Genomic DNA, 25,315 nt, shown 5'->3' with positions numbered 1-25,315 from the left:
GCTCATGATGTCCCTCTGGGATGCGCTCCGGATGAATATGATGATCTCATATCAGGAACTTGTTCGCACCTTCCCTAGGTGTCAATTCTGATGTGGGGTTGCTGGATGCGGCAGATATACTGACGCATCTTCCGGCGGTAGATTTTCGTCGTGTAGCGTTAACTGTTCCAGCTTTCTCTTAACAATTTTGCCGCGCGCCAGACCTGTTTTGGCGTCGTGGCTAAATGCAGACATCCACCCATTTCGCTGATGTCAGTTCGGCCATTCTTTCCGGCGAAATACGCACTGCACTGTGTATCCCGCCACCGGCAGGTAACACTTCTGAATACTGTTTTAACGATATATCACAGTACACTGCCAGCGGATTTTCCAGTCCGAAAGGGCATACCCCTCCAACCGGATGTCCGGTCACGATGACCACTTCATCGCTACTGAGCATGCGCGCCTTCGCGCCAAACGTGTCTTTCAATTTTTTGTTATCCAGACGAGCGTCCCCTTTTGCGACAACCAGAATCACTTCATTTTTAACTTTTAGCGATAACGTCTTGGCTATTTGACCTGGTTCAACGCGGTGAGCGGCAGCGGCCAAAGCAACAGTGGCTGTGCTTTGATTGAGCTCTATCACCTCAATATCCGGAGCGTTGTCGGCAAAAAATTGCTGTACAGACTGCAAACTCATTGTTTCCTCCTGACAAATATCCTGCGTAATCTGTCATAAGAAATTATGCTCTGTAAATATCTCTTAAGTAACAAATATCCCATATGGCCGATTTCTGGATCGCCTTCACATTCACGGAAACCGGTTACAGTAACCGGTTGCAGAAGCGTGAAAGGGAGATTAATACTGATGCTGTAACTTCCCCTGTATCCAATAATAAGAGCAAATTATGAAACCATTCCGTTTGAGCTGTACCGCTGGTACAAGAGCCAGCAAGGTTGTGAAGCTGATTTATGGAACAACGTGTGGCGTGAATACGCCCGATACAAACGTCTGACAGGAGATCTGCTATGTCTGCCAACCATGCTGCGTTTAATCTGATATTCCGCTTCGTTGAGAATTACGTAAGCCCGATTGCCGGGCGGATCTCCTCACAACGTCATGTTATGGCCATTCGTGACGGATTTATTTCCGCAATGCCGTTTATGATTGTGGGTTCGTTCTTGTTAGTGTTTGCTTACCCTCCATTTTCTCCAGATACGACCTGGGGGTTTGCCCGTGCCTGGCTGGATATGGCGAAGCAATTTGAAGGCCAAATTCTGACGCCTTTTGATATGACAATGGGCGTCATGTCCATCTACATCTGTGCGGCGATAGCCTATAACCTTGGCAAACACTACGTTAAGTCGCACCAGCTAGACCCTTTTATGTGTGCAATGTTGTCGCTGATGGCGTTTCTGCTGGTGGCTGCACCAAAAACTAAAGGTACATTGCCGGTAGACAGCCTGGGCGGCACAGGGATCTTTACCGCGATTTTGGTGGCAATCTACTGTGTTGAGATGATGCGTTTCCTGAAAGCACATAACATCGGTATTCGCCTGCCTGAACAGGTTCCGCCGATGATCAAGAACTCCTTTGATTTGTTGATTCCTGTGCTTGTGGTTGTGCTGACGCTGTATCCTCTGAGCCTGCTGATCCAGTCTCAGTTTGATATGCTGATCCCACAGGCCATTATGTCTATCTTTAAACCGCTGGTCTCTGCCGCTGACTCTTTACCGGCGATTCTGCTGGCGGTGTTGATTGGTCACTTGCTTTGGTTTGCGGGGATCCATGGCGCGGCGATTGTTTCCGGGATGCTGCAGATGTTCTGGCTGACCAATCTTGGGATGAACCAGACAGCGCTGGCACAAAGCGCGCCGCTTCCACATATCTTTATGGAAGCGTTCTGGACATTCTTTATTGTGATTGGGGGATCGGGTGCAACGATGGGGTTGGTGTTCTGCTATTTGCGTAGCCGCTCCGCGCACTTACGTTCGATTGGGCGTCTGAGCGTTGTACCGAGCATCTTTAATATTAACGAACCGGTGATTTTTGGCACGCCGATCGTCATGAACCCCGTATTCTTTATCCCATTCCTGTTGGCTCCTATGGTCAACGCTGTGCTGGCGTGGGCTGCCATGAAGCTGGATCTGATTGGACGTGTGATCTCTGTTGTCCCCTGGACGGCTCCTGCACCTGTCGGTGCTGCATGGGCGCTTGGGTGGGATTTCCGCGCAGCCGTACTGGTGGTGCTGTTGGCGCTGGTCTCCGCTATCATCTACTACCCATTCTTTAAAGTGTATGAGAAGCAGCTGTTAGCGCAGGAAGCAGAAGAGGCGCAACGTGCAGAAGAAGAGAGCCAGCAAGTCGCATAGACAAACGCAAAACGGCAACTCCAGGTTGCCGTCTTTTGTGTTTTTACCCTCTCCTGACGGAGAGGGTATCTGGCCGCCTGTGATTACTTCAGTGTACAGTCGCCACACTGCTGTACATCAGGAAGGCGATAACGCTGGCAGCAGGTGCGGCGAACCAGAAGCCCATCACGCGGTACAACGGTGCGGAAAAGTGGATTATCACGGCCATCCGAAAGCTGCTTTGTAAAAAAGCAGAACTGACGCAATGCATCAACCTTCTCATCACCTAGCAAGGGTTTCATTTCCGTTAAATACCAGTGAATTAAATACCCGGTATTACTCCAGATGAGTTTCCCGTTGATCTCTCCCGTCTCTTCCAGCGCATCGATAACCGGGGTGAGTGTGCGGGTGACTAACTGCTCCATACGTTCCTGAGCGGACAACGAAGGGGCAAGCCGGTCCTCATTAACGTCGATCCAGAAACAGGCTGCTCGCCCGGTTTCATGAAACTCGACATGAAAATACTCAGGTGAGAGATCCAGCATGACATCCTGGGTTAACAGTGCAACCATGATTGGGGGAACCATCAGGCCGATATACCACTGTGCCCAAAGAGACAGCAACGGTTTGTTTTCCCGTGGCAGAGTCGGTTGATTGCGATAGATATGGTCAGAATACACGGCCAGCAAGGACTGCCGTTCCGCTGGTTGACGCCACTGCGTCAGCGTCATGGCCTGATGTGGGTGTGGCTCATCCAGCTTGATAAAATCCAGCAGATGGGCGCGAGTGCTGGCAATGGTGCTACGTATCGCGTCTGCAAGTGTATTTTCCCCGGTGGAGAGACGGGCTCGCCAGAGTATTGGGTCAACGGCTTGTGCGGTACGAGTGGCCATAGTAATTGGGTGGAAATCTAAATGATAATGATTGCCAATCCTAGCTATAGCGCATGGCGATCGCAAGTCTTTTGTCCTGGAGGGCAAAGTGCTTGCTAAATGGTTTCCAGCTCTTCGCTCAACAGAATATTGTTGCGCCCCATATGTTTAGCTTCGTAGAGGGCTTTATCGGCTTTTTCCAGAGCAATCTCCACATCTTCTCCTTCAAAAATAGCGATACCAATGCTGATAGTGACATTGGTGGCGACACTTTCGTTGAACATATGCGGGATTTTCAGATCGTACACTTTCTGACGAATGCGTTCGGCTGTTTGGCGTGCATTCTCGAGGGAAATGTTGGTCAGAAGTACCATAAACTCTTCCCCGCCAAAGCGGGCGACGATATCTCGTGAACGCACCGCATCACGGATCGCGGCAGAGACGCGTATCAGGGCTTGATCGCCCATCATATGACCGTAGTGGTCGTTGTAGGCTTTAAAGTGGTCGATATCCAGCAAGAGAACAAAATGTTCCCCGGTGTCCGGAGCCGGAAGATTCTTTAAACGGCTTTGCAAGCCACGTCGATTATACAGACCCGTAAGAGGATCCATCATGCTGAGATCGGTGAGTGTTTCCCGTTCTTCAAGCAGTTGATATAGCAACTGCTGAGCGAAATGATCGTTGCGACGCTGTAGGACATGATGAATGCCAATAGCCACCATTGGCAACGCGAGAGAGTATGTCATTCGCAGCCACTCTTCGTGGTTACTTAACCACAGGCAGGTAATAAACGTTGGCAATGAATGCAGGGTAAACGCTTTGATGTTACTTGCGAAAGCCAGCGATCCTATAAAAAGAACACTTAATAGTGCCAACATCAAATAGGTCGCATGATTGTGCGTAATAAGCGAAAATTTATAGGCGATTTGCCAGGCCCATAAAAAACCAAAGAGTGTTGAAACAACAGGAATATTGATTTTTTTAGATGCGTATTTCCAGTGCCAAAACAGTAAACCTGCGCTCAGTGTGAAAATCACAAACAGGGGCACAGAGAGCAAGCGCACCGAATAGAGCGGATTTGTTACCGAGAACATTGCCGAGGTAGCGTTCAGAAATAAAAACAAACGTAAAGATAACTGATATTTCTTGTTGAGCAAAGACCGCCAGGATTGTGATGTCATATTAGTGCGTTTTTATTAAAATTTAATTAAAACAAACAAATAGGTGCTACTGGAAAATAGTGAGTGCAAAAAAATCGTATTGTTATTATCTGCGAAACATTATAGGTAGTTAACAGGTGAGCAATTTATCACCTTAGGCATTTCCTGTCATTATAGGAAAGGTAAAGGTCGATGAATTCTGATTATGGATGCTGACAAATGATAATTGTTATCATATGATATTGGTTATTATTATCGTATCCAGAGGGTAAACCATGTTGAGCAGGGCGCTGGGAAGTGGTTGGGGTGTGTTGCTGCCTGGGATGATCATCGGAGGGCTGATGTATGCCGATCTTTCCATCACCATCTGGAAAGTGATTATTGTGTCTGGATTGCTGATTACGTCTGCAATGATTTGGCACAAGCAATTGAGGCATTTCGTACTATTGCCGTCATGCGTTGCACTAATCAGTGGCATGCTGGTGATAATGATGAGTTTGAAATGATAGAAAATATCTGGGTGAACATCAGAAGAGAAATAAGATAATTGGTGCGAGGGGGGGGAATTGAACCCCCACGTCCGTAAGAACACTAACACCTGAAGCTAGCGCGTCTACCAATTCCGCCACCTTCGCACAGTCATCTTATTTTTTGATATCGCCTCGTTGGTGCGAGGGGGGGGACTTGAACCCCCACGTCCGTAAGAACACTAACACCTGAAGCTAGCGCGTCTACCAATTCCGCCACCTTCGCCCAGTGCGAGCAATATCAACATGGTTTTTGGTGCGAGGGGGGGGACTTGAACCCCCACGTCCGTAAGGACACTAACACCTGAAGCTAGCGCGTCTACCAATTCCGCCACCATCGCATACCATCGATACTGTAAAAGTATCGTAACCACGGAGGCGCATTCTAGATGTTTTCAGCTTTTCGTCAACAGAAAATTGTGTAGGGTGTTTTGATTGATGCAAAAATGGACATTTAAGTTACCCGGCAAGCAGAGTTGCTGCCGGGCAAGGAGGATTATTTTTTCGCCTGACGCGTCATCACGGTGCGATAGACTTTAAAGCGGCCCGTCTGCGCAATCACTTCATGGAAGCCAAAAGTTTCGTCCAGGATCTTCGGATACGGGAGGAAGGCGTTGGCAACGATACGCAGCTCACCACCGCTATTCAGATGACGCACCGCGCCACGAATCAGTGTTTGTGCTGCTTCAAGGCTGGTTTCCATCCCATCATGGAACGGTGGATTAGAGATGATCATGTCAAATCGACCGGTAATGTCGGAGAAGACATTGCTGGCATAGACATCACCTTCAATGCCGTTTGCGGCCAGCGTTGCACGGCTGGCTTCAACGGCCGGTGCGCTTACATCGCACAGTGATAAACGTACTTTGGGCGAATGGCTGGCGAGGACAACGGAAAGTACCCCCGCACCACAACCAACGTCCAGCACTTTACCTTTGGTATGCGGAGTCAGTGTAGAGAGCAACAACTGACTCCCGACATCCAGACCATCACGGCTAAAGACGCCCGGGAGGGTTTTAATGGTTAGGCCATCAAGCTGGTACTCACCCCAATATTTTTCCGCATCAAATGTCGTCTGTTTTTCCAGACGGCCATGATACAGGCCACAGCGACGGGCACTGTCGATTTTGTTCAGTGTGCAGTATTCGGCCAGAATTTGTTCGGCACTGCGAACGCCGCTGCGATTTTCACCGACAACGAAGATATCGCAACCAACCGGCAGCAAAGAGAGCAGGTTCATCAACTGGAACTGAGCCTCAGGTTTGTTCTTAGGCCAGTAGTAGATCAGTGTGTCACAATCTGCCACATCGTGTTGTTCAGCGACCAGACTAAAGCGAACACGTTCGCCCATCTGGCGGCTTAAAAGCTGCCAGTGGTGTAACTGTTGAGTATGTGCGCGGCTCTCAGCGCATTCGAAACGGGCAGGCAGGTCGTCCTGCATATCTCCGGCAAAAAAAATACGGCTTTGTTCGAAATCATCACTGTGACGCAGCAAGACTTCACTTGCCGGGGTAAATGCAGACATGAATTGTTCCTCGATAAACACTGGCGGCGATTATAGTAGTTTGATGGCGCAGATACGACAGGTTTGGTATATTTGCGCGCCTGACAGACAGGAGTTTTCACTATGACATCCCGACGAGAGTGGCAGTTGCAGCAACTGGGGATCACTCAGTGGGCCCTGCGCCGCCCGACGGCACTGCAGGGTGAAATTGCCATTTCCCTTCCTGAACATGTTCGCCTGGTGATAGTGGCTGATGAACCGCCAGCACCCGGAGAAGTAGTGATCAGCGATGTATTACGCGCGCTGGCGCTTACCCCTGATCAGGTCGTGTTGTTGACTCCGGATCGCGTGGCGATGTTGCCACATGGGAGTCGCTGTAATAGCTGGCGGCTTGGCGGAACGGAAGCGATCGCGCTAGAAGGTGGCCGCCTGGTGTCCCCGGCGCTTGACGAACTAAAGGAAAACCCTGTAGCGCGACGCGCGCTGTGGCAACAAATCTGCGAATATGAACACAATTTCTTCCCTCAAACCGTCTGATTTAACGCAGGCATTCGCTATTGAAAAGCGCGCCCATTCCTTTCCATGGAGCGAAAAAACGTTTGCCAGTAATCAAGGCGAGCGTTATCTGAACTATCGGTTGGATGTCGATAACACAATGGCAGCTTTCGCCATTACTCAGGTCGTTCTCGATGAAGCGACGCTGTTTAATATCGCTGTCGATCCTGCGTTTCAGCGCCGTGGGCTGGGTCGGGAACTGCTGGAGTTTTTAATTCGTGAGCTGGAAACACGTGATGTGTTTACGCTGTGGCTGGAGGTTCGGGCATCTAACGTTGCTGCCATCGCACTCTATGAAAGCTTAGGCTTTAACGAGGCAACGATTCGCCGAAATTACTACCCTACAGCGGAAGGTCGCGAAGATGCCATTATCATGGCCTTACCGATTGGATAACGAAAAAGGTTGTAACGATGAACTGGGACTGGATTTTCTTTGACGCTGACGAAACGCTGTTTACGTTTGATTCGTTTGGCGGTCTACAGCGGATGTTTCTGGACTATAGCATTACCTTTACCGCTGAGGATTTTCAGGACTATCAGGCGGTGAATAAGCCACTGTGGGTCGATTACCAGAATGGGGCTATCACCGCGTTACAACTGCAACATCAGCGTTTTGAAAGCTGGGCTGAACGTCTGAACGTGACGCCGGGTGCGCTGAATGACGCATTTCTTAATGCGATGGCTGAGATTTGCGCCCCGTTACCGGGCGCCGTTTCCCTGCTGGCATCGTTAAAAGGTAAAGCGAAGCTTGGGATCATCACCAATGGGTTTACTGCATTACAACAGATCCGCCTTGAGCGAACAGGACTGCGTGACCACTTTGATGCACTGGTGATTTCTGAACAAGTGGGTGTACCAAAACCCGATCCGCGTATTTTTGATTATGCACTGGAACAAGCGGGTCATCCTGATCGTGAGCGTGTGCTGATGGTGGGGGATACAGCGGAGTCGGATATCCTTGGCGGGAATAATTCAGGGTTAGCGACAGTGTGGCTAAATGCACACAACCGCGTATTGCCAGATGGTATTAAACCAACCTGGACCGTCTCATCATTGAACGAACTGGAGCAACTCCTGTGTAAACAATGATTGCCTGCCCCCTATTGATGGGTAAAATAGCCGCAATTTCGTATTCCATGATGCGTGGCCTGCTGCCGCGCTTATATAAGAAGATTTAATTATGACGTTGTCTCCTTATCTGCAAGAGGTGGCGAAACGCCGTACTTTTGCCATTATTTCTCACCCGGATGCCGGTAAAACGACCATTACCGAAAAGGTATTGCTGTTCGGACAGGCGATTCAAACGGCGGGAACGGTTAAAGGCCGTGGCTCCAGCCAGCATGCGAAATCTGACTGGATGGAGATGGAAAAGCAGCGTGGTATTTCGATCACCACGTCCGTAATGCAATTCCCGTATCACGACTGCCTGGTAAACCTGCTGGATACCCCAGGCCATGAAGACTTCTCCGAAGATACCTACCGTACTCTTACGGCGGTGGACTGCTGTCTGATGGTGATCGATGCCGCGAAAGGTGTAGAAGATCGTACCCGTAAGCTGATGGAAGTTACCCGTCTGCGTGATACGCCGATTCTGACCTTTATGAACAAACTTGACCGTGACATCCGTGATCCGATGGAAGTGATGGATGAAGTTGAAAGTGAGCTGAAAATCGCCTGTGCGCCGATTACCTGGCCGATTGGCTGCGGTAAGCTGTTCAAGGGCGTTTATCACCTCTATAAAGACGAAACCTATCTGTATCAGACGGGTCAGGGCCACACCATTCAGGAAGTGCGCATTGTTAAAGGTCTGGATAACCCGGATCTGGACAAGGCGGTGGGTGAAGAGCTGGCCGCGCAACTGCGCGACGAGCTGGAACTGGTGAAAGGGGCATCCCACGAGTTTGACAAAGATCTGTTCCTGGCCGGCGAAATCACACCTGTGTTCTTTGGTACTGCGTTGGGTAACTTTGGTGTCGACCATATGCTTGACGGCTTGATTGAGTGGGCCCCGCGTCCGATGCCGCGTAAAACCGACGCGCGTGAAGTGGAAGCACAGGAAGAAAAGTTCACCGGTTTTGTCTTCAAAATCCAGGCGAACATGGACCCGAAACACCGTGACCGTGTGGCATTTATGCGTGTCGTATCCGGTAAGTATGAAAAAGGGATGAAGCTGCGTCAGGTACGCACCGGTAAAGATGTTGTGATTTCCGATGCGCTGACCTTTATGGCAGGCGACCGTTCGCATGTTGAGGAAGCTTATCCGGGCGATATCATTGGCCTGCACAACCACGGTACGATCCAGATCGGTGATACTTTCACCCAGGGCGAGATGATGAAGTTCACCGGTATTCCGAACTTTGCTCCAGAACTCTTCCGCCGCATTCGCCTGCGCGATCCGTTGAAGCAGAAACAGCTCCTGAAGGGCCTGGTTCAGCTTTCTGAAGAAGGTGCGGTGCAGGTGTTCCGCCCGATAGCGAACAATGATCTCATCGTCGGTGCTGTGGGGGTACTGCAGTTTGATGTGGTGGTTGCGCGTCTTAAGAGTGAATACAACGTTGAAGCGATTTACGAATCGGTGAACGTTGCCACTGCGCGTTGGGTTGAATGTTCGGACGTCAAGAAATTCGAAGAATTTAAGCGTAAGAACGAAATCCAGTTGGCACTGGATGGTGGTGATAACCTGACCTATATCGCTCCAACAATGGTAAACCTGAATTTGACTCAGGAACGTTATCCTGACGTCCAGTTCCGTAAAACCCGCGAACACTAATCCCCTTTCAGAGCACGGCAATCGCCGTGCTCTTTGTAATTTCCTGCCTTATTAATCCCTTGCGGAATGTTCTTAAATCGCCCGACTTTTCTGTTGTTTGCTTATTTTTTAACCCATTCTGAATGCGGTGCTGTGATTGTGATCTATATTTAACACAGCGCTTAGCATCTTACGTGGATGAAATGGCTGTTCAATAATGCATGATCAACCTTTAATTCTGACGCTGTAATTAGATACAAGATTAATAACTAGTCTGAAAGGATGTTTGACGCCCAAATCATGGGCAAACTACAGGAACAACATCGATGAATATGACAAGACTGAAGATTTCAAAAACTCTGCTGGCAGTGACTTTAGGGAGCGTTCTGGTGAGCGGTTCCGCTTTGGCGGAAAGCAGCACAATGGACAAGGCCCAGTCTACAGCCAATAGCGCAGGGGAAAAAATCGATAGCTCTATGAATAAAGTCGGTAATTTCATGGATGACAGCTCTATCACAGCAAAAGTGAAAGCGGCTCTGGTGGATGATCAAAACATCAAGAGCACCGATATTTCCGTTAAAACCGACAAGAAAGTTGTCACTCTGAGCGGTTTTGTTGAAAGCCAGGCTCAGGCCGAACAAGCGGTCAGCGTGGCGAAAGGCGTTGAGGGTGTCACTTCAGTAAGCGACAAGCTGCATGTGCGCGACGCAAAAGACGCGTCAGTGAAAGGCTATGCAGGCGACGCCGCAACCACCAGTGAAATCAAAGCTAAACTATTAGCAGATGACACCGTGCCATCACGGAAGGTGAAAGTAGAAACCACGGATGGTGTGGTCCAGCTTTCCGGTACGGTTGATTCTCAGGCGCAGATTGAGCGTGCTGAAGCTATCGCCAAAGCCGTTGATGGTGTGAAGAGCGTCAAAAACGATCTGAAAGCGAAATAAGAACGACATCTGGAATCACGCAAGTGAGCATCTGGGCGCTCACATTAAGCGGTCGACATTAACTATGGTAAGGAGAGGCTTATGTTTCGTTGGGGCATTATATTTCTGGTTATCGCGTTAATTGCCGCCGCTCTGGGCTTTGGTGGTCTGGCAGGTACAGCAGCGGGTGCGGCGAAAATTGTCTTCGTCGTCGGTATTATCCTGTTCCTGGTCAGCCTGTTTACCGGACGTCGCCGTCCTTAGCAAAGCGTTAGCTGACATCAACAAATCGACAACAAAGCCAGTCCTTGTGACTGGCTTTTTCTGGTTTGGGCTTTGCGTAAGGTGTACGTTACTGTCTATTCACAGAACAAATAAAACAGGAAGGCAGTGGTGGGACAACGAATTCCCGTTACGCTCGGCAATATTACGCCGCTGGCGTTAAAGCCTTTTCGTCCAGGCCAGCTTGCACTGGTGTGTGAGGGCGGCGGGCAGAGAGGTATCTTCACCGCCGGTGTGCTGGACGAGTTCATGCGCGCGGAGTTCAACCCGTTCGACCTGTTTTTTGGTACGTCGGCAGGGGCGCAAAATCTTTCTGCTTATGTCTGTAACCAGCCAGGCTATGCCCGCAAAGTGATCATGCGCTATACCACCTCGAAGGAGTTTTTCAATCCTGTCAGGTTTGTGCGTGGCGGGAACCTTATCGATCTGGACTGGTTGTTAGATTCAACTTCGAGCCAGATGCCGCTGGCGATGGACACGGCATCGCGTCTGTTTGATACCGGAAAAGCATTCTGGATGTGCGCCAGCCGGGGTGATGATTATACGCCAGGCTATTTTTCGCCGCAGAAAGAGAACTGGCTCGATATTATTCGCGCGTCCAGTGCGATCCCAGGGTTCTACCGCACAGGGGCACTTCTTGACGGAGTGAGCTACCTTGATGGCGGTATTAGCGACGCAGTTCCTGTGCAGGAAGCCGCTCGCCGGGGAGCAAAAACGATTGTGGTGATCCGCACCGTGCCATCGCAGATGTATTATACCCCGCAGTGGTTTAAACGTATGGAACGCTGGCTGGGTGACAGCAGTTTGCAACCGCTTGTTGATATCGCTAAGCGCCATGAATCCAGCTACGGTGAGATGCAGCGTTTCATTGAAAAACCACCAGGCAAGCTGCGCATTTTAGAGATCTATCCGCCAAAACCACTTCTCAGCATGGCGCTGGGGAGCCGTTTACCTGCGCTTCGCGATGACTATAAAACAGGACGGCTGTGCGGACGATATTTTCTGGCAACGGTAGGTAAACTACTGGCTGAACGTCCGCCAATTCGGCGACATCAACGCATTATTACCCCGCCAGCGGTTACGGCGAATGATGTACTGACGACGCCGTTGGTTGATATTCCACAGGCCAACGACACCCATTTTGATAACGAGGATCTGGCGTGACTTACCGCTTTGTCGACACCCATTGCCATTTTGACTTTCCGCCTTTCACAGGCAATGAAGAGCAAAGCATTGAGCGAGCTGCAAATGCGGGCGTGCAGGCGATTATCGTACCGTCTATCGAAGCCGCTCATTTTGAGCGCGTGAGAGATCTTGCCGGGCGGCATAGTGCGCTGTATGCCGCGCTTGGTCTGCATCCGATCGTTATAGAACGGCATCTCGACGAACACATCGACAGGCTGGAAACGTTTTTGCAAACGCCTGACAAGAAGTGTGTTGCGATTGGCGAGATCGGCCTGGATCTTTACCGCGACAATCCGCACATTGAACGTCAGGAAACGATCCTGAATGCGCAACTCAGGCTGGCAAAGCGTTATGATTTGCCCGTGATCCTCCACTCCCGACGTACCCACGATAGGCTGGCCATGCACCTGAAACGCCATAACCTGCCGCGCACAGGTGTCGTGCATGGTTTCTCGGGCAGTCTGCAGCAGGCGCAGCGCTTTATTGCAATGGGTTATAAAATTGGCGTAGGCGGAACGATTACCTATCCGCGTGCCAGCAAGACGCGAGACGTCATGGCGCAACTGCCGCTTGCATCGCTGCTGCTGGAGACAGATGCACCAGATATGCCGCTGAATGGTTATCAGGGGCAACCGAATCGCCCGGAGCAGGCGGCACGTGTGTTTGCCACATTATGTGAATTGCGTCATGAACCGGCTGATGTGATTGCTAATGCGTTGCTGTGTAATACCGGTGGTCTGTTTGGTATCAGGCTATAGATAGAGTGCAGGGCGGATCACCGTGATCTGCTGTTTTTCCAGCGCCAGTGCCAGTGGCTCAACATCATCTGGTGTGGCGCTTCGCCATAATGCCGCTTCGCCGTAAACCCCATGAGCATGAAACGCGTTGATCCGTACAGGAATATCTCCCAGAGAGAGGATAAACGTGGTCAGTGGCTTCAGGTGCTCCAGATAATCACACCGTTCAGGGATAACCAGTAACCGCAGTTCTGTCAGACGGTTATGGTGCGCCAGCCAGCGAATACTTTGCTTAATCAGCGGGTTCTCTCGTCCGGTCAGGAAACGGTGATGCTCGTTACCCCAGGCCTTTAGGTCCAGCATTGCACCGTCAAAAACGGGGAGCAACTTTTGCCAGCCGGTTTCCCCCAACAAGCCGTTGCTGTCCACCAGACAGGTCAAATGCTTCAGGGCTGGATCGGTTTTGATCGCCGTAAACAGGGCGATCAGGAACGGCAGTTGGGTTGTTGCTTCACCACCACTGACGGTAATCCCTTCGATAAAAGGCGCGGTTTTGCGGATCTGCGCAAGGATATCCTCCACATTAAAAGTGTGTGCCATCGGCGTTGCCTGCTGCTGACAAAGGTGAAGGCAGGTATCGCACTGGTGGCAATCACTCTCCTGCCACCAGACGCGGCCAGCCTGAATATTCAGCGCGCCATGCGGGCAATGGGGCACACAGTCGCCACAGTCGTTGCAGCGTCCGATGGTCCACGGATTGTGGCAAGTTTTACAGCGCAGGTTACAGCCCTGCAGGAACAGGGCCAGACGACTGCCCGGCCCGTCCACACAGGAGAAGGGAATAATCTGACTAACTAAAGCGCATCTGCTGTTCATGACTAATCACCCGTGGTTGACGCTCCAGAATGCACGTATTGCGTGCGGCTTCTTCTCCGAGCCAGGTGGTATTGATACGTGATCCTGCATCGCGGTATTTCTCCAGATCCGACAGCCGCACCATATAGCCTGTGACGCGTACCAGATCGTTGCCCGCGACGTTGGCGGTGAATTCGCGCATGCCAGCGTTAAACGCGCCAAGACAGAGTTGAACGACCGCCTGCGGATTCCGTTTTACGGTCTCTTCCAGCGTCAGGATATCGCTAATGCCCGAGTGATAATGCTGGTGATGTGGCGCGACGGCCAGCAGATGGCTAACAGGATCGGGCTCATCACCGTAAGGGAGTCGGGCGCCTGGCGTTGTGCCACTATCGGAGCTGATCCCGGATTGGGCATGCAGCATGGCACGTTGTTTCCAGCCGTATTTCACTGGGGTATTTTCGACAAAAGTGGCGAGCTGAGCACTGATACGGTAGCCGAGGGCATTAGCATGCTCGTTTTTACCGTAACGTCCCTCAAGTCCCTCTTTCTCACACAAGACGTTGACTGCCTCTGCCAGGCCATACATACCGAACATAGGTACAAAACGATCGGCATCAATCAGCTCCTCTTTCACGAGAAAGCTATTCTCAAAGAAACCTGATTGCGTATAGAGAACGTCACAGCGGGCATCAATGATCGCGATTTGTTGCTGACAGTAGTGCGGCAACTGATGAGTGAAGAAGTCATCGAGAGATTCACTGTGCTCAGCAATGGTTTTCAGGTTGAGGCGTACCAGCGTGCTACCTCCACCCGCCAGCGGTAGGGAGTTGTAACAACTCACCACACCATAACGGCCTTTTGTGAAAATTTTATCATTCATCGGGCCATTAGAAATATGAGGTTTGCTGCATTCACAAATGTTTTTGGCCACTTCAAGCAGCAAGTCATCCGGTGTTAAATCAGGATCATAAATGAACGTGAGATTAGGTGCGACCTGCTTTAACTCTGCGTCGGCGCGTAAAATAGCCCGTGTGACAGGCGTATCCTTTGGGCCGATGTTGGCGTGCATAAAGGCATCAGGCAGTGTTCTGTCGAGATAACGCCAGAAACGTTTTATTCGAATATCGATCTCTTCTTGTGTTAGAATTCTAACATATGGTTGCAGGAGAATATCGAGATGTCCCAGGAACACCGGCATCGAGGTAACGGAAGGAACATGATGGTACAGGATGGTTAATAGCGAGAGGGCATCATCAAGATCCTTTGCGCCCTCCAGCTCCAGCCATTCTGAACCGTTTGCCAGAAACCGGGCGTAATCCGGCAGAACATAACGTGGTTTGAACGGCGCATGGCCTTCAAACATGTCGCAGATAAAACCTTCATCCAGCGCGGCCCTGGCCGCCTGAGGCAAGGCGGGATAGGGGAGATTATTCTCTGCCTCCAGAGCCAAAAAATGACGTTTTTGCTCAGGCGTCAGTACCGGGCTTGTCACAATTTGCTGGCAACGTTGTTGCAGGGCATCGGGTCTGAAGGTGGACATGTTCGCTTCCTTTATTGTTCTGCGGATGATGCGGCGATTGTAGGAATTCATCCCGGTGTGGCTTTTGATCCGACGCGGGTGATCGCTGCTTTAGCCAGCGGTTTCAGAATTAAAATTTGAAGTTGATCTCATTACAGCAATGCAAATTTGTACGAAGTTTTCATTAACTGTGATGAATATCGAAGTGTGAATGCGGGTGAATGTTAGAATACTCACAGACCCGCAAGGTGAAATTTTATACGGCGATGCCGTTGGAGAATGTTATGACCGATTTAACAGCAAGCAGCCTGCGTGCGTTGAAACTGATGGATCTGACCACCCTGAACGATGACGACACCAATGAGAAAGTCATCGCATTGTGCCATCAGGCGAAAACGCCAGTAGGTAACACTGCAGCCATCTGTATCTACCCGCGCTTCATCCCAATTGCACGTAAGACTTTGAACGAGCAGGGCACGCCAGATGTGCGTATCGCGACTGTGACGAACTTCCCGCACGGTAACGACGATATCGAAATTGCGCTGGCGGAAACCCGTGCGGCAATTGCTTACGGTGCTGACGAAGTTGATGTCGTGTTCCCATACCGCGCGCTGATTGCGGGCAACGAGCAGATCGGTTTCGATCTGGTGAAAGCATGCAAAGAGGCGTGTGCTGCGGCAAACGTGCTGCTGAAAGTGATCATCGAAACCGGCGAGCTGAAAGAAGAAGCGTTGATTCGTAAAGCGTCTGAAATCTCCATCAACGCGGGCGCAGATTTCATCAAAACCTCAACTGGTAAAGTGCCGGTCAACGCGACCCCTGAAAGCGCGCGTATCATGATGGAAGTGATCCGCGATATGGGCGTGTCTAAAACCGTTGGTTTCAAACCGGCTGGTGGTGTACGTACAGCCGAAGACGCGCAGCAATTCCTGGCCATTGCTGACGAACTGTTTGGTGCTGACTGGGCGGATTCCCGTCACTATCGCTTTGGCGCATCCAGCCTGCTGGCTAGCCTGCTGAAAGCGCTGGGTCACGGCGACGGCAAGAGCGCAAGCAGCTACTGATTCTTTTCCTGCGGCGGGTTCATCCGCCGCATTTAACCTGATTCCCGGGGGTTACCGTGTTTCTCGCACAAGAAATTATTCGTAAAAAACGTGATGGTCATGCATTAAGCGACGAAGAGATCCGCTTCTTTATCAACGGTATTCGTGATAACACCATCTCTGAAGGGCAGATTGCTGCTCTGGCGATGACCATTTTCTTCCACGATATGTCGATGCCTGAACGTGTATCGCTGACCATGGCGATGCGGGATTCCGGAACCGTTCTGGACTGGAAAAGCCTCAATCTTAATGGCCCAATTGTCGACAAACACTCTACAGGCGGTGTGGGTGATGTGACGTCGCTGATGCTTGGCCCAATGGTGGCAGCCTGCGGCGGTTACATTCCAATGATCTCCGGGCGTGGTTTGGGCCATACGGGCGGTACGCTCGATAAGCTGGAAGCTATCCCGGGCTTCGATATCTTCCCGGATGACAATCGCTTCCGCGAAATTATTAAAGATGTTGGTGTGGCGATTATCGGCCAGACCAGCTCTCTTGCTCCGGCTGACAAGCGCTTCTACGCGACGCGAGATATTACCGCGACGGTGGACTCCATCCCGCTGATTACGGCCTCTATTCTGGCGAAGAAACTGGCAGAAGGCCTGGATGCGCTGGTGATGGATGTGAAGGTCGGTAGCGGTGCATTTATGCCGACTTACGAACTCTCTGCTGCACTGGCTGAAGCGATCGTTGGCGTTTCCAACGGCGCTGGCGTGCGCACTACCGCCCTGCTCACTGACATGAACCAGGTGCTGGCATCCAGTGCGGGTAACGCGGTTGAAGTTCGCGAAGCCGTACAGTTCCTGACGGGCGAATATCGTAACCCGCGTCTGTTCGACGTCACGATGGCTCTGTGCGTAGAGATGTTGATCTCTGGCAAGCTGGCTAAAGACGATACTGAAGCTCGCGCGAAACTGCAGGCGGTTCTGGACAACGGCAAAGCGGCTGAGATCTTTGGTCGTATGGTTGCCGCGCAGAAAGGCCCGGCTGATTTTGTTGAGAATTACGCGAAATACCTGCCTGTTGCGACGCTGAGCAAAGCGGTTTACGCCGATACCGAAGGCTTTATTTCTGCAATGGATACCCGTGCGCTAGGCATGGCGGTTGTCTCGATGGGGGGCGGTCGCCGTCAGGCCTCTGACACCATTGATTACAGCGTTGGCTTTACCGATATGGTGCGCCTTGGTGACAGCGTTGATGGGCAACGTCCGCTGGCTGTGATCCACGCAAAAGATGAAAACAGCTGGCAGGAAGCGGCGAAGGCAGTAAAAGCGGCCATTCAACTTGACGACAGCGCACCGGAAACCACACCAACCGTCTATCGTCGTATCACCGAATAGCTGTATACTGATCTGATCACTATTTTTTGAAGCACTACGTACGGAGAAAAATTATGAAACGTGCATTTATTATGGTGCTGGACTCATTCGGCATCGGCGCAACAGAAGATGCTGAGCGCTTTGGTGACGTCGGTTCCGACACCATGGGTCACATCGCTGAAGCCTGTGCTAAAGGCGAAGCGGACAACGGCCGTAAGGGCCCGCTGAATCTGCCAAACCTGACCCGCCTGGGGCTGGTGAAAGCGCATGAAGGTTCTACCGGTAAAATTGCCGCCGGTATGGAGGGCAATGCTGAAGTCGTGGGCGCATATGCCTGGGCGCATGAGCTCTCCTCCGGTAAAGACACTCCGTCAGGTCACTGGGAAATCGCCGGTGTTCCAGTTCTGTTCGACTGGGGTTACTTCTCTGATTATGACAACAGCTTCCCGCAGGAACTGCTGGATAAGCTGGTTAAGCGTGCTAATCTGCCGGGCTATCTCGGTAACTGTCACTCTTCCGGTACGGTAATTCTGGATCAGCTCGGTGAAGAACATATGAAAACCGGTAAGCCGATTTTCTATACCTCTGCTGACTCTGTGTTCCAGATTGCCTGCCACGAAGAGACCTACGGTCTGGATAAACTTTACGAGCTGTGCGAAATCGCACGTGAAGAGCTGACTGAAGGTGGCTACAACATTGGTCGTGTTATTGCGCGTCCATTTATTGGCGATAAAGCAGGTAACTTCCAGCGTACCGGCAACCGTCACGATCTGGCCGTTGAGCCGCCAGCCCCAACAGTGCTGCAAAAACTGGTTGATGAGAAAGACGGGCACGTGGTTTCTGTAGGTAAAATTGCGGATATCTATGCTAACTGCGGTATTACCAAAAAAGTGAAAGCCACGGGTCTGGATGCGCTGTTTGATGCCACCATCAAAGAGATGAAAGAAGCGGGTGATAAGACCATTGTCTTCACTAACTTCGTGGACTTCGACTCCTCCTGGGGTCACCGCCGTGATGTCGCAGGTTATGCTGCCGGTCTGGAGTTGTTCGACCGTCGTCTGCCTGAGCTGATGGAGTTGGTGGGTGAAGATGACATTCTGATCCTGACTGCTGACCATGGTTGTGACCCAACCTGGACCGGTACTGACCATACCCGTGAGCACATTCCGGTTCTGGTGTACGGCCCGAAAGTAAAACCAGGTTCACTTGGCCACCGTGAAACCTTCGCGGATATCGGTCAGACGCTGGCGACGTACTTCGGCACGTCTCCAATGGACTACGGCAAGAATATGCTGTGATGACTTGGGCGGGAGATTCCCGCCCTTCGTACATTTAAAACTGAAAGGATATAACGATGGCAACCCCACACATTAATGCAGAAATGGGCGATTTCGCTGACGTAGTTTTGATGCCGGGCGACCCGCTGCGTGCGAAGCACATTGCAGAAACTTTCCTTGAAGACGTGCGTGAAGTGAACAATGTTCGCGGCATGCTGGGCTTCACCGGGACCTATAAAGGCCGCAAAATCTCCGTAATGGGTCACGGTATGGGTATTCCATCCTGCTCCATCTACACCAAAGAGCTGATCACTGATTTCGGCGTGAAGAAAATCATTCGCGTAGGCTCTTGCGGTGCGGTTCGTATGGACGTGAAACTGCGTGATGTGGTTATCGGTATGGGTGCATGCACCGATTCCAAAGTGAACCGTATGCGTTTCAAAGACCACGACTTCGCCGCGATTGCAGATTTTGGCATGGTGCGTAACGCGGTTGACGCGGCAAAAGCACTGGGCGTTGATGCACGTGTGGGCAACATCTTCTCTGCCGATCTGTTCTATACGCCAGATCCGAGCATGTTTGATGTGATGGATAAATACGGCATCCTGGGTGTGGAAATGGAAGCCGCAGGTATCTACGGTGTTGCTGCGGAGTTTGGTGCAAAAGCGCTGACCATCTGCACCGTGTCTGACCATATCCGTACTCACGAGCAAACGACGGCTGCTGAACGTCAGACGACCTTCAACGATATGATCAAAATCGCCCTGGAATCCGTTCTGCTGGGTGATAAAGAGTAAGATCGGTTGTGCCGGGTGGCGGTTTCGCTTAACCCGGCCTACGGTTGTGTAGGCCCGCTAAGCATCGCGCCAGCGGGCTTTTTTGTTAGCGAACAGCCAGAGCAATCCACGCCGACAGTTCCCGTAGCTCTTTTTCCTGTTCCGGGAAATCGCCGATCAATGCGTCGCACTCCTGCTGCAGCATATCTGCCCGGTACAAGCATCCCTGCAAACGTGCCGCCAGCGCTTCTAATGGCGCCGGATTCAGGCTATCCGTAAAGACCTGTGTACGGGTAATATGACCCTTCTCAACGTCAAAATGCAGCTCAACGCCACCCCAGGTGAAACGCTCGTCCAGCAGATGTGAAAATGCAGGCGCCTGGCCAAAATTCCATTCCCAACTGCTTTGACGGGCAAAGGTCTCGGCAAAATTAGGCAGATCCGGGGTGTTATCAGGTGAAATCACTTCCGCTTCTACGTGCTCGCCGTAATATTCAAAGAAAGCGTCGCGAATGGCATCGCAGATTTGTTCGTGGGTAATGCCCGGCAGCAGTTCGACAAGGTTCGCGACGCGACCCCGCACGGAGGTTATTCCTTTGGCCTGTAGCTTTTTCTTGTCGGGGTTAAGGTAATTCGCCAGCCTGCTGAGATCGGCATTCAGCAATAATGTGCCGTGATGGAAACCCCGATCTTTGGTTTCTCGATAAGCAGAGCCGGAGACTTTACGGTCACCTTCTGCAGTTTTGACCACCAGATCGTTACGACCAGAGGCTTCAGCTGTGACGCCAAGAGCGTTGAGTGCGTTGAGCACAATAGCGGTAGAGATGGTTTTATCATACTCCGGTTTCCCTGCCATAAAGGTGAAGCAGGTATTACCCAGATCGTGGAAAACTGCACCGCCGCCGCTGCTCCGGCGGGCAAGACGGACATTGTCCTCTTCCATGCGCCGCGTATTGCACTCTTTCCACGGGTTTTGCGCGCGGCCAATGACCACAGTATCTGCATTACGCCACAGGAACAGCACGCGCTGCGTGGCTGGCATTTGGCGGAAGATGCACTCTTCCACCGCGAGATTAAACCAGGGATCGTAAGAGTCAGAGATAAGCAGGCGTAACGTTGTCGTCATGGCAGATTTCCTTTTCCGAATCGTCCGCCTACTTTATCACTGATCCTTCTTCTCGCCCTCTTCCTCTTCGGGAATGGACTTGCTGGCAGTCAGCAGGAAGGGAGATTGCTGCCAGCGTGTGCGTTTACCTTGCAACAATGTACGAGCCAGCACGACACCGATCGCCAGCGAGAGCAGCAGCATCAGGCGGAGAATGTTGGTGGTGTTATCCACCTGTTTTGCTTCTGTGGGAAGGGTATGGGTGTCGAGTGTCAGGCGCAGATACCCCAACGGACCATTTTTCCCCTGAATGGGTTCGACGATTTGCTGGTTAAAGTAGCCCCCGGCTTTTTTGCCATCCAGCGCCAGCCTGTCACGCACGTCGACGTGCTCACCCGCGCGGGCTATCAGGTCACCTTCTTCGTCATAAACTCCGGCATCCAGGATACGGCTATTCTCCGTTAACTGGCGTAATATCTGGCTTATCCGTTTATCATCTGGTGTTTCAGTCCGCATTGCCGGGGCGACATTCAAGGTCACCTGACGTGCCAGAGTCCGCGCCAGCTCTTCAAGCTGCGGATTACGTTGTCGTTGATGATTCTGGCTAAACCAGGATGCCCCTTGCATAAGCGCTACCAATAGCGCGAGGCAGATCAGGACAATCACGGCACGATGAAGCCGGAATTTCAGTTTTGCGCGAGCCATATTCCACCTGCTGAAAATTTACGGCTTAATGTTGCCAGAAGTGATGGTTACAGGGTAGCCTCATGCGTTATTTTCCCTCTGGAACCTTCCGGCGCGAACGAATTTACAGGAGCTTCAATGCCGAACATTACCTGGTGCGATCTGCCTACAGATGTCTCTTTATGGCCAGGATTGCCGCTCTCATTAAGTGGTGATGAGGTAATGCCTCTGGATTACCATGCGGGTCGTAGCGGCTGGCTGCTGTACGGACGCGGTCTGGACAAGCAACGCCTGACGCAATATCAAACCAAACTGGGTGCTGCCATGGTGATTGTGGCTGCCTGGTGTGTGGAAGATTACCAGGTGATCCGCCTGGCTGGCTCTTTGACGCAGCGCGCGACGCGCCTGGCGCATGATGCCGGGTTGGATGTGGCGCCTCTTGGTAAAATTCCGCACCTGAAAACGCCGGGTCTGTTAGTAATGGACATGGACTCAACCGCCATTCAGATCGAATGCATTGATGAAATTGCTAAGCTTGTGGGCAGCGGCGAGATGGTAGCGGAAGTGACCGAACGCGCCATGCGTGGAGAGCTGGATTTTGCCGCCAGTCTGAGGCAACGTGTGGCGACCCTGAAAGGGGCGGATGCCAATATTCTGCGCCAGGTACGCGATGAGTTGCCGTTGATGCCAGGGCTGACACAACTGGTGCTTAAGCTGGAGACGCTGGGCTGGAAGGTGGCAATTGCGTCCGGCGGGTTCACCTTCTTTGCGGATTACCTGCGCGATAAGCTGCGGTTGACCACTGTGGTGGCGAATGAGCTTGAGATCATGGATGGCAAACTGACCGGCCACGTGATCGGCGATATCGTTGATGCGCAGTATAAAGCCAACACGCTGACGCGTCTGGCCGAAAAATATGAGATCCCGGTGGCGCAGACAGTTGCCATTGGTGACGGCGCAAACGATCTGCCGATGATCAAAATTGCCGGTCTTGGTATCGCCTATCATGCCAAGCCAAAAGTAAACGAAAAGACGGAAGTGACAATCCGTCATGCCGATCTGATGGGGGTGTTCTGCATCCTGTCGGGCAGCGTGAATCAGAAATAACGAGGTAAAACGTGGCGAAAGCTCCAAAACGCGCATTTGTCTGTAATGAATGTGGGGCGGATTACCCGCGCTGGCAGGGGCAGTGCAGCGCCTGCCATGCCTGGAATACCATCACCGAAGTGCGTGGTGTGGCCGCTTCGCCAACCGTTGCCCGCAACGAGCGCCTGAGTGGTTATGCAGGCAATGCAGGAGTTTCGAAAGTCCAGAAACTGTCTGACATCAGCCTGGAAGAACTGCCGCGTTTCTCTACCGGATTCAAAGAATTTGACCGCGTACTGGGCGGCGGCGTTGTGCCGGGAAGTGCGATTCTGATCGGGGGGAACCCTGGTGCGGGGAAATCCACCTTACTGCTGCAAACGTTGTGCAAACTCGCTGAGCAGATGAAGACCCTGTACGTCACGGGTGAAGAGTCATTGCAGCAGGTGGCGATGCGTGCCCACCGTCTGGGTTTGCCGACCGGTAACCTGAACATGTTGTCGGAAACCAGCATCGAGCAGATCTGCATGATTGCGGAAGAAGAGCAGCCGAAACTGATGGTGATCGACTCCATTCAGGTGATGCACATGGCGGATATACAGTCTTCTCCCGGCAGCGTGGCTCAGGTGCGTGAAACCGCCGCCTATCTGACCCGCTTTGCGAAAACGCGTGGCGTGGCGATTGTCATGGTCGGCCACGTCACCAAAGACGGCTCTCTGGCAGGCCCGAAAGTGCTTGAGCACTGTATCGACTGTTCTGTGATGCTCGACGGTGACGCCGATTCCCGTTTCCGCACCTTGCGCAGCCATAAAAACCGCTTTGGGGCGGTGAATGAACTGGGTGTGTTTGCTATGACTGAGCAAGGATTACGAGAAGTCAGTAACCCCTCGGCCATCTTCCTGAGTCGCGGTGATGAAGTCACCTCCGGTAGCTCGGTGATGGTGTTGTGGGAAGGGACGCGCCCGTTGCTGGTGGAGATCCAGGCGCTGGTGGATGTCTCAATGATGGGCAACCCGCGTCGTGTCGCGGTGGGTCTGGAACAGAACCGCCTGGCGATTCTGCTGGCGGTTTTACATCGTCATGGCGGATTGCAGATGGCGGATCAGGATGTGTTCGTCAACGTGGTTGGCGGCGTCAAGGTTTCTGAAACCAGTGCGGATTTAGCGTTGCTGTTGGCGATGGTCTCCAGCCTTCGCGACAGGCCGCTGCCGCAAGATCTGGTGGTTTTTGGTGAAGTCGGGCTTGCCGGGGAAATCCGTCCTGTGCCAAGCGGTCAGGAACGTATATCTGAAGCAGCAAAACATGGCTTCCGTCGTGCGATTGTTCCCGCAGCCAACGTACCGAAAAAAATTCCGGAAGGCATGCAAGTTTTTGGGGTGAAGAAACTCGCGGATGCGTTAAACGTCTTTGACGACTTATAATTACGTATTCGATTTTGCAGGAGGCACTATAACGTATGTCGTCATTTGACTATCTTAAGACCGCAATTCGCCAGAAAGGCTGCACCTTGCAGCAGGTGGCAGAGGCGAGCGGCATGACCAAAGGCTATTTAAGCCAGCTGCTGAATGCAAAAATCAAAAGCCCCAGCGCGCAAAAACTCGAAGCATTGCACCGTTTTCTGGGGCTTGAATTCCCGCGTATGCAAAAGAACATCGGCGTGGTGTTCGGTAAGTTTTATCCGCTGCATACTGGCCATATCTATTTGATTCAGCGCGCCTGTAGCCAGGTTGATGAGCTGCATATCATCATGGGCTATGACGAAAAGCGCGACCGCGAACTGTTCGAAGATAGCGCCATGTCACAGCAGCCAACGGTGTCTGACCGCCTGCGATGGTTGCTCCAGACGTTTAAGTATCAGAAAAATATCCGTATTCATGCTTTTAACGAAGAGGGGATGGAACCCTATCCACACGGCTGGGATGTGTGGAGCAATGGCGTTAAAGCTTTTATGGAAGAGAAGGGCATCGCCCCTAACTGGATCTACACCTCTGAAGAGTCTGATGCGCCACAGTTTCGCGAACATTTAGGAACAGAGACTGTACTGATTGATCCTAAACGTACCTTTATGAACATCAGCGGGGGGCAAATCCGCGAAAACCCGTTCCGCTATTGGGATTATATCCCGACGGAAGTGAAACCGTTCTTTGTGCGTACGGTGGCGATTCTGGGCGGAGAGTCGAGCGGTAAATCAACCCTGGTCAACAAGCTGGCGAATATTTTTAACACCACCAGTGCGTGGGAGTATGGGCGTGATTATGTCTTCTCCCATTTGGGGGGAGATGAGATGGCGCTCCAGTATTCGGATTACGACAAAATCGCACTTGGGCACGCGCAGTACATCGACTTTGCGGTCAAGTACGCTAATAAAGTGGCGTTTATCGATACTGACTTCGTCACCACCCAGGCGTTCTGTAAAAAATACGAAGGTCGCGAGCATCCGTTTGTGCAGGCGTTGATTGATGAATACCGTTTTGACCTGGTGATCCTGCTGGAAAATAACACCCCGTGGGTGGCCGATGGCATGCGTAGCCTTGGTAGTTCGGTGGACCGCAAAGAGTTTCAAACCATGCTGGTAGAGATGCTTCGCGAGAACAACGTGCCGTTCGTGCATGTTGAAGAGTCAGACTACGATTCCCGTTTCCTGCGCTGCGTAGAGCTGGTGAAGGAGATGATGGGGGAACAGGGGTAAATCCCCTTCACCCCAGCCCTATCCCCAAAGGGACGAGGGTGGAAAGACAGCTTTGTGTGATCCTCTCTCCATAGGGG

25 protein-coding genes, 3 tRNA genes and 1 pseudogene are annotated in these 25,315 nt (G+C 51.7%); 18 read left to right on the top strand and 11 right to left on the bottom strand.

Annotated features, from left to right (window positions below):
- Positions 1-74: 74 nt before the first annotated feature.
- Positions 75-182 (top strand): annotated as a pseudogene (locus GF617_RS27055) (bgl operon transcriptional regulator BglJ); the annotation flags it as partial.
- 38 nt (positions 183-220) lie between these two features.
- On the opposite strand, the gene GF617_RS05810 reads toward GF617_RS27055, so the two are convergent.
- A complete protein-coding gene (locus GF617_RS05810; protein WP_181622140.1) occupies positions 221-679 on the bottom strand; it encodes a YbaK/EbsC family protein in 459 nt (152 codons plus the stop codon).
- Between the two features lie 329 nt (positions 680-1,008).
- Here GF617_RS05810 and GF617_RS05805 point away from each other — a divergent pair, with 329 nt between their 5' ends.
- The gene (locus tag GF617_RS05805; RefSeq protein WP_181622141.1) at positions 1,009-2,352 is read left to right on the top strand and encodes a PTS sugar transporter subunit IIC; all 1,344 of its coding nucleotides are present in this window, start codon (positions 1,009-1,011) and stop codon (positions 2,350-2,352) included.
- An 83-nt stretch (positions 2,353-2,435) separates the two neighbouring features.
- On the opposite strand, the gene fhuF is transcribed toward GF617_RS05805, so the two are convergent.
- Both fhuF and GF617_RS05795 read right to left on the bottom strand, forming a co-directional pair.
- On the bottom strand, positions 2,436-3,224 hold the full coding sequence (fhuF, locus tag GF617_RS05800) for a siderophore-iron reductase FhuF (protein ID WP_203451276.1): 789 nt from the start codon (positions 3,222-3,224) through the stop codon (positions 2,436-2,438).
- Between the two features lie 95 nt (positions 3,225-3,319).
- The gene (locus GF617_RS05795; protein ID WP_203451275.1) at positions 3,320-4,384 is read right to left on the bottom strand and encodes a GGDEF domain-containing protein; all 1,065 of its coding nucleotides are present in this window, start codon (positions 4,382-4,384) and stop codon (positions 3,320-3,322) included.
- Positions 4,385-4,638: 254 nt separating this feature from the next.
- Here GF617_RS05795 and GF617_RS05790 point away from each other — a divergent pair, with 254 nt between their 5' ends.
- Positions 4,639-4,869 carry a DUF1435 domain-containing protein gene (locus tag GF617_RS05790; RefSeq protein ID WP_181622144.1) on the top strand — a complete coding sequence of 77 codons (231 nt, stop codon included), beginning with the start codon at positions 4,639-4,641 and terminating at the stop codon, positions 4,867-4,869.
- 42 nt (positions 4,870-4,911) lie between these two features.
- Here GF617_RS05790 and GF617_RS05785 read toward each other — a convergent pair.
- From GF617_RS05785 to rsmC, 4 genes are all read right to left on the bottom strand, one after another.
- Positions 4,912-4,998, bottom strand: a tRNA-Leu gene (locus GF617_RS05785).
- Positions 4,999-5,029: 31 nt separating this feature from the next.
- Positions 5,030-5,116: transfer RNA gene (locus GF617_RS05780), tRNA-Leu, on the bottom strand.
- 28 nt (positions 5,117-5,144) lie between these two features.
- Positions 5,145-5,231 (bottom strand) — tRNA-Leu (locus GF617_RS05775).
- 155 nt (positions 5,232-5,386) lie between these two features.
- Positions 5,387-6,415, bottom strand: coding sequence for a 16S rRNA (guanine(1207)-N(2))-methyltransferase RsmC (rsmC, locus tag GF617_RS05770; RefSeq protein ID WP_181622145.1), 1,029 nt, complete (start codon positions 6,413-6,415; stop codon positions 5,387-5,389).
- Positions 6,416-6,517: 102 nt separating this feature from the next.
- Between rsmC and GF617_RS05765 the strand changes: the two genes are divergently transcribed.
- The 8 genes from GF617_RS05765 (at position 6,518) to GF617_RS05730 (ending at position 12,846) form a co-directional block, all read left to right on the top strand.
- The gene (locus GF617_RS05765) at positions 6,518-6,931 is read left to right on the top strand and encodes a DNA polymerase III subunit psi (RefSeq protein ID WP_181622146.1); all 414 of its coding nucleotides are present in this window, start codon (positions 6,518-6,520) and stop codon (positions 6,929-6,931) included.
- Entirely contained in the window at positions 6,900-7,343 is a 444-nt protein-coding gene (gene rimI, locus GF617_RS05760; RefSeq protein ID WP_181622147.1) for a ribosomal protein S18-alanine N-acetyltransferase, read from the top strand. The genes GF617_RS05765 and rimI overlap by 32 nt, the downstream gene beginning before the upstream one ends.
- 17 nt (positions 7,344-7,360) lie before the next feature.
- A complete protein-coding gene (yjjG, locus tag GF617_RS05755) occupies positions 7,361-8,038 on the top strand; it encodes a pyrimidine 5'-nucleotidase (RefSeq protein ID WP_181622148.1) in 678 nt (225 codons plus the stop codon).
- A gap of 91 nt (positions 8,039-8,129) precedes the next feature.
- Positions 8,130-9,719, top strand: a complete 1,590-nt coding sequence (prfC, locus tag GF617_RS05750) for a peptide chain release factor 3 (RefSeq protein WP_181622149.1) — start codon at positions 8,130-8,132, stop codon at positions 9,717-9,719.
- 305 nt (positions 9,720-10,024) lie between these two features.
- On the top strand, positions 10,025-10,642 hold the full coding sequence (osmY, locus tag GF617_RS05745) for a molecular chaperone OsmY (RefSeq protein ID WP_181622150.1): 618 nt from the start codon (positions 10,025-10,027) through the stop codon (positions 10,640-10,642).
- A gap of 81 nt (positions 10,643-10,723) precedes the next feature.
- On the top strand, positions 10,724-10,885 hold the full coding sequence (locus GF617_RS05740; RefSeq protein WP_002887716.1) for a DUF1328 domain-containing protein: 162 nt from the start codon (positions 10,724-10,726) through the stop codon (positions 10,883-10,885).
- Positions 10,886-11,014: 129 nt separating this feature from the next.
- Entirely contained in the window at positions 11,015-12,067 is a 1,053-nt protein-coding gene (locus tag GF617_RS05735; protein WP_203451274.1) for a patatin family protein, read from the top strand.
- Positions 12,064-12,846 carry a TatD family hydrolase gene (locus GF617_RS05730; RefSeq protein WP_203451273.1) on the top strand — a complete coding sequence of 261 codons (783 nt, stop codon included), beginning with the start codon at positions 12,064-12,066 and terminating at the stop codon, positions 12,844-12,846. The genes GF617_RS05735 and GF617_RS05730 overlap by 4 nt, the downstream gene beginning before the upstream one ends.
- Here the strand turns inward: GF617_RS05730 and GF617_RS05725 are convergent.
- A complete protein-coding gene (locus GF617_RS05725; protein ID WP_181622153.1) occupies positions 12,841-13,701 on the bottom strand; it encodes a YjjW family glycine radical enzyme activase in 861 nt (286 codons plus the stop codon). The two genes, GF617_RS05730 and GF617_RS05725, sit on opposite strands and share 6 nt — an antisense overlap.
- Positions 13,676-15,223, bottom strand: a complete 1,548-nt coding sequence (locus GF617_RS05720; protein ID WP_203451272.1) for a YjjI family glycine radical enzyme — start codon at positions 15,221-15,223, stop codon at positions 13,676-13,678. The genes GF617_RS05725 and GF617_RS05720 overlap by 26 nt, the downstream gene beginning before the upstream one ends.
- Positions 15,224-15,486: 263 nt before the next feature.
- On the opposite strand from GF617_RS05720, the gene deoC reads away from it, so the two are divergent.
- The 4 genes from deoC to deoD are packed head-to-tail and all read left to right on the top strand — an operon-like array spanning position 15,487 to position 19,698.
- A complete protein-coding gene (gene deoC / locus GF617_RS05715; RefSeq protein ID WP_203451271.1) occupies positions 15,487-16,266 on the top strand; it encodes a deoxyribose-phosphate aldolase in 780 nt (259 codons plus the stop codon).
- Between the two features lie 56 nt (positions 16,267-16,322).
- Positions 16,323-17,645: a thymidine phosphorylase gene (gene deoA, locus GF617_RS05710; protein WP_203451270.1), complete on the top strand. Its 1,323-nt coding sequence runs from the start codon at positions 16,323-16,325 to the stop codon at positions 17,643-17,645.
- Between the two features lie 53 nt (positions 17,646-17,698).
- Positions 17,699-18,922, top strand: a complete 1,224-nt coding sequence (gene deoB / locus GF617_RS05705) for a phosphopentomutase (RefSeq protein WP_203451269.1) — start codon at positions 17,699-17,701, stop codon at positions 18,920-18,922.
- Between the two features lie 56 nt (positions 18,923-18,978).
- On the top strand, positions 18,979-19,698 hold the full coding sequence (gene deoD, locus GF617_RS05700; RefSeq protein ID WP_181622157.1) for a purine-nucleoside phosphorylase: 720 nt from the start codon (positions 18,979-18,981) through the stop codon (positions 19,696-19,698).
- An 85-nt stretch (positions 19,699-19,783) separates the two neighbouring features.
- Here the strand turns inward: deoD and lplA are convergent, their stop codons facing one another.
- Together lplA and GF617_RS05690 are read right to left on the bottom strand one after the other, a co-directional pair.
- The gene (gene lplA / locus GF617_RS05695) at positions 19,784-20,803 is read right to left on the bottom strand and encodes a lipoate--protein ligase LplA (protein WP_181622158.1); all 1,020 of its coding nucleotides are present in this window, start codon (positions 20,801-20,803) and stop codon (positions 19,784-19,786) included.
- A gap of 36 nt (positions 20,804-20,839) precedes the next feature.
- A complete protein-coding gene (locus GF617_RS05690; RefSeq protein ID WP_203451268.1) occupies positions 20,840-21,487 on the bottom strand; it encodes a YtjB family periplasmic protein in 648 nt (215 codons plus the stop codon).
- A 117-nt stretch (positions 21,488-21,604) separates the two neighbouring features.
- On the opposite strand from GF617_RS05690, the gene serB reads away from it, so the two are divergent.
- The 3 genes from serB to nadR are packed head-to-tail and all read left to right on the top strand — an operon-like array spanning position 21,605 to position 25,238.
- Positions 21,605-22,573, top strand: coding sequence for a phosphoserine phosphatase (serB, locus tag GF617_RS05685; RefSeq protein ID WP_203451267.1), 969 nt, complete (start codon positions 21,605-21,607; stop codon positions 22,571-22,573).
- An 11-nt stretch (positions 22,574-22,584) separates the two neighbouring features.
- Positions 22,585-23,970, top strand: coding sequence for a DNA repair protein RadA (gene radA / locus GF617_RS05680; protein ID WP_203451266.1), 1,386 nt, complete (start codon positions 22,585-22,587; stop codon positions 23,968-23,970).
- Positions 23,971-24,005: 35 nt separating this feature from the next.
- A complete protein-coding gene (gene nadR, locus GF617_RS05675) occupies positions 24,006-25,238 on the top strand; it encodes a multifunctional transcriptional regulator/nicotinamide-nucleotide adenylyltransferase/ribosylnicotinamide kinase NadR (RefSeq protein WP_181622162.1) in 1,233 nt (410 codons plus the stop codon).
- The last annotated feature ends 77 nt before the right edge of the window (positions 25,239-25,315 follow it).

The sequence above is a fragment of the Lelliottia sp. RWM.1 genome, assembly GCF_016859735.1.
Taxonomy (GTDB): Bacteria; Pseudomonadota; Gammaproteobacteria; order Enterobacterales; family Enterobacteriaceae; genus Enterobacter.
Note: the sequence above shows the minus strand (reverse complement) of the source record. Positions and strands in the feature narration are given on the sequence as shown.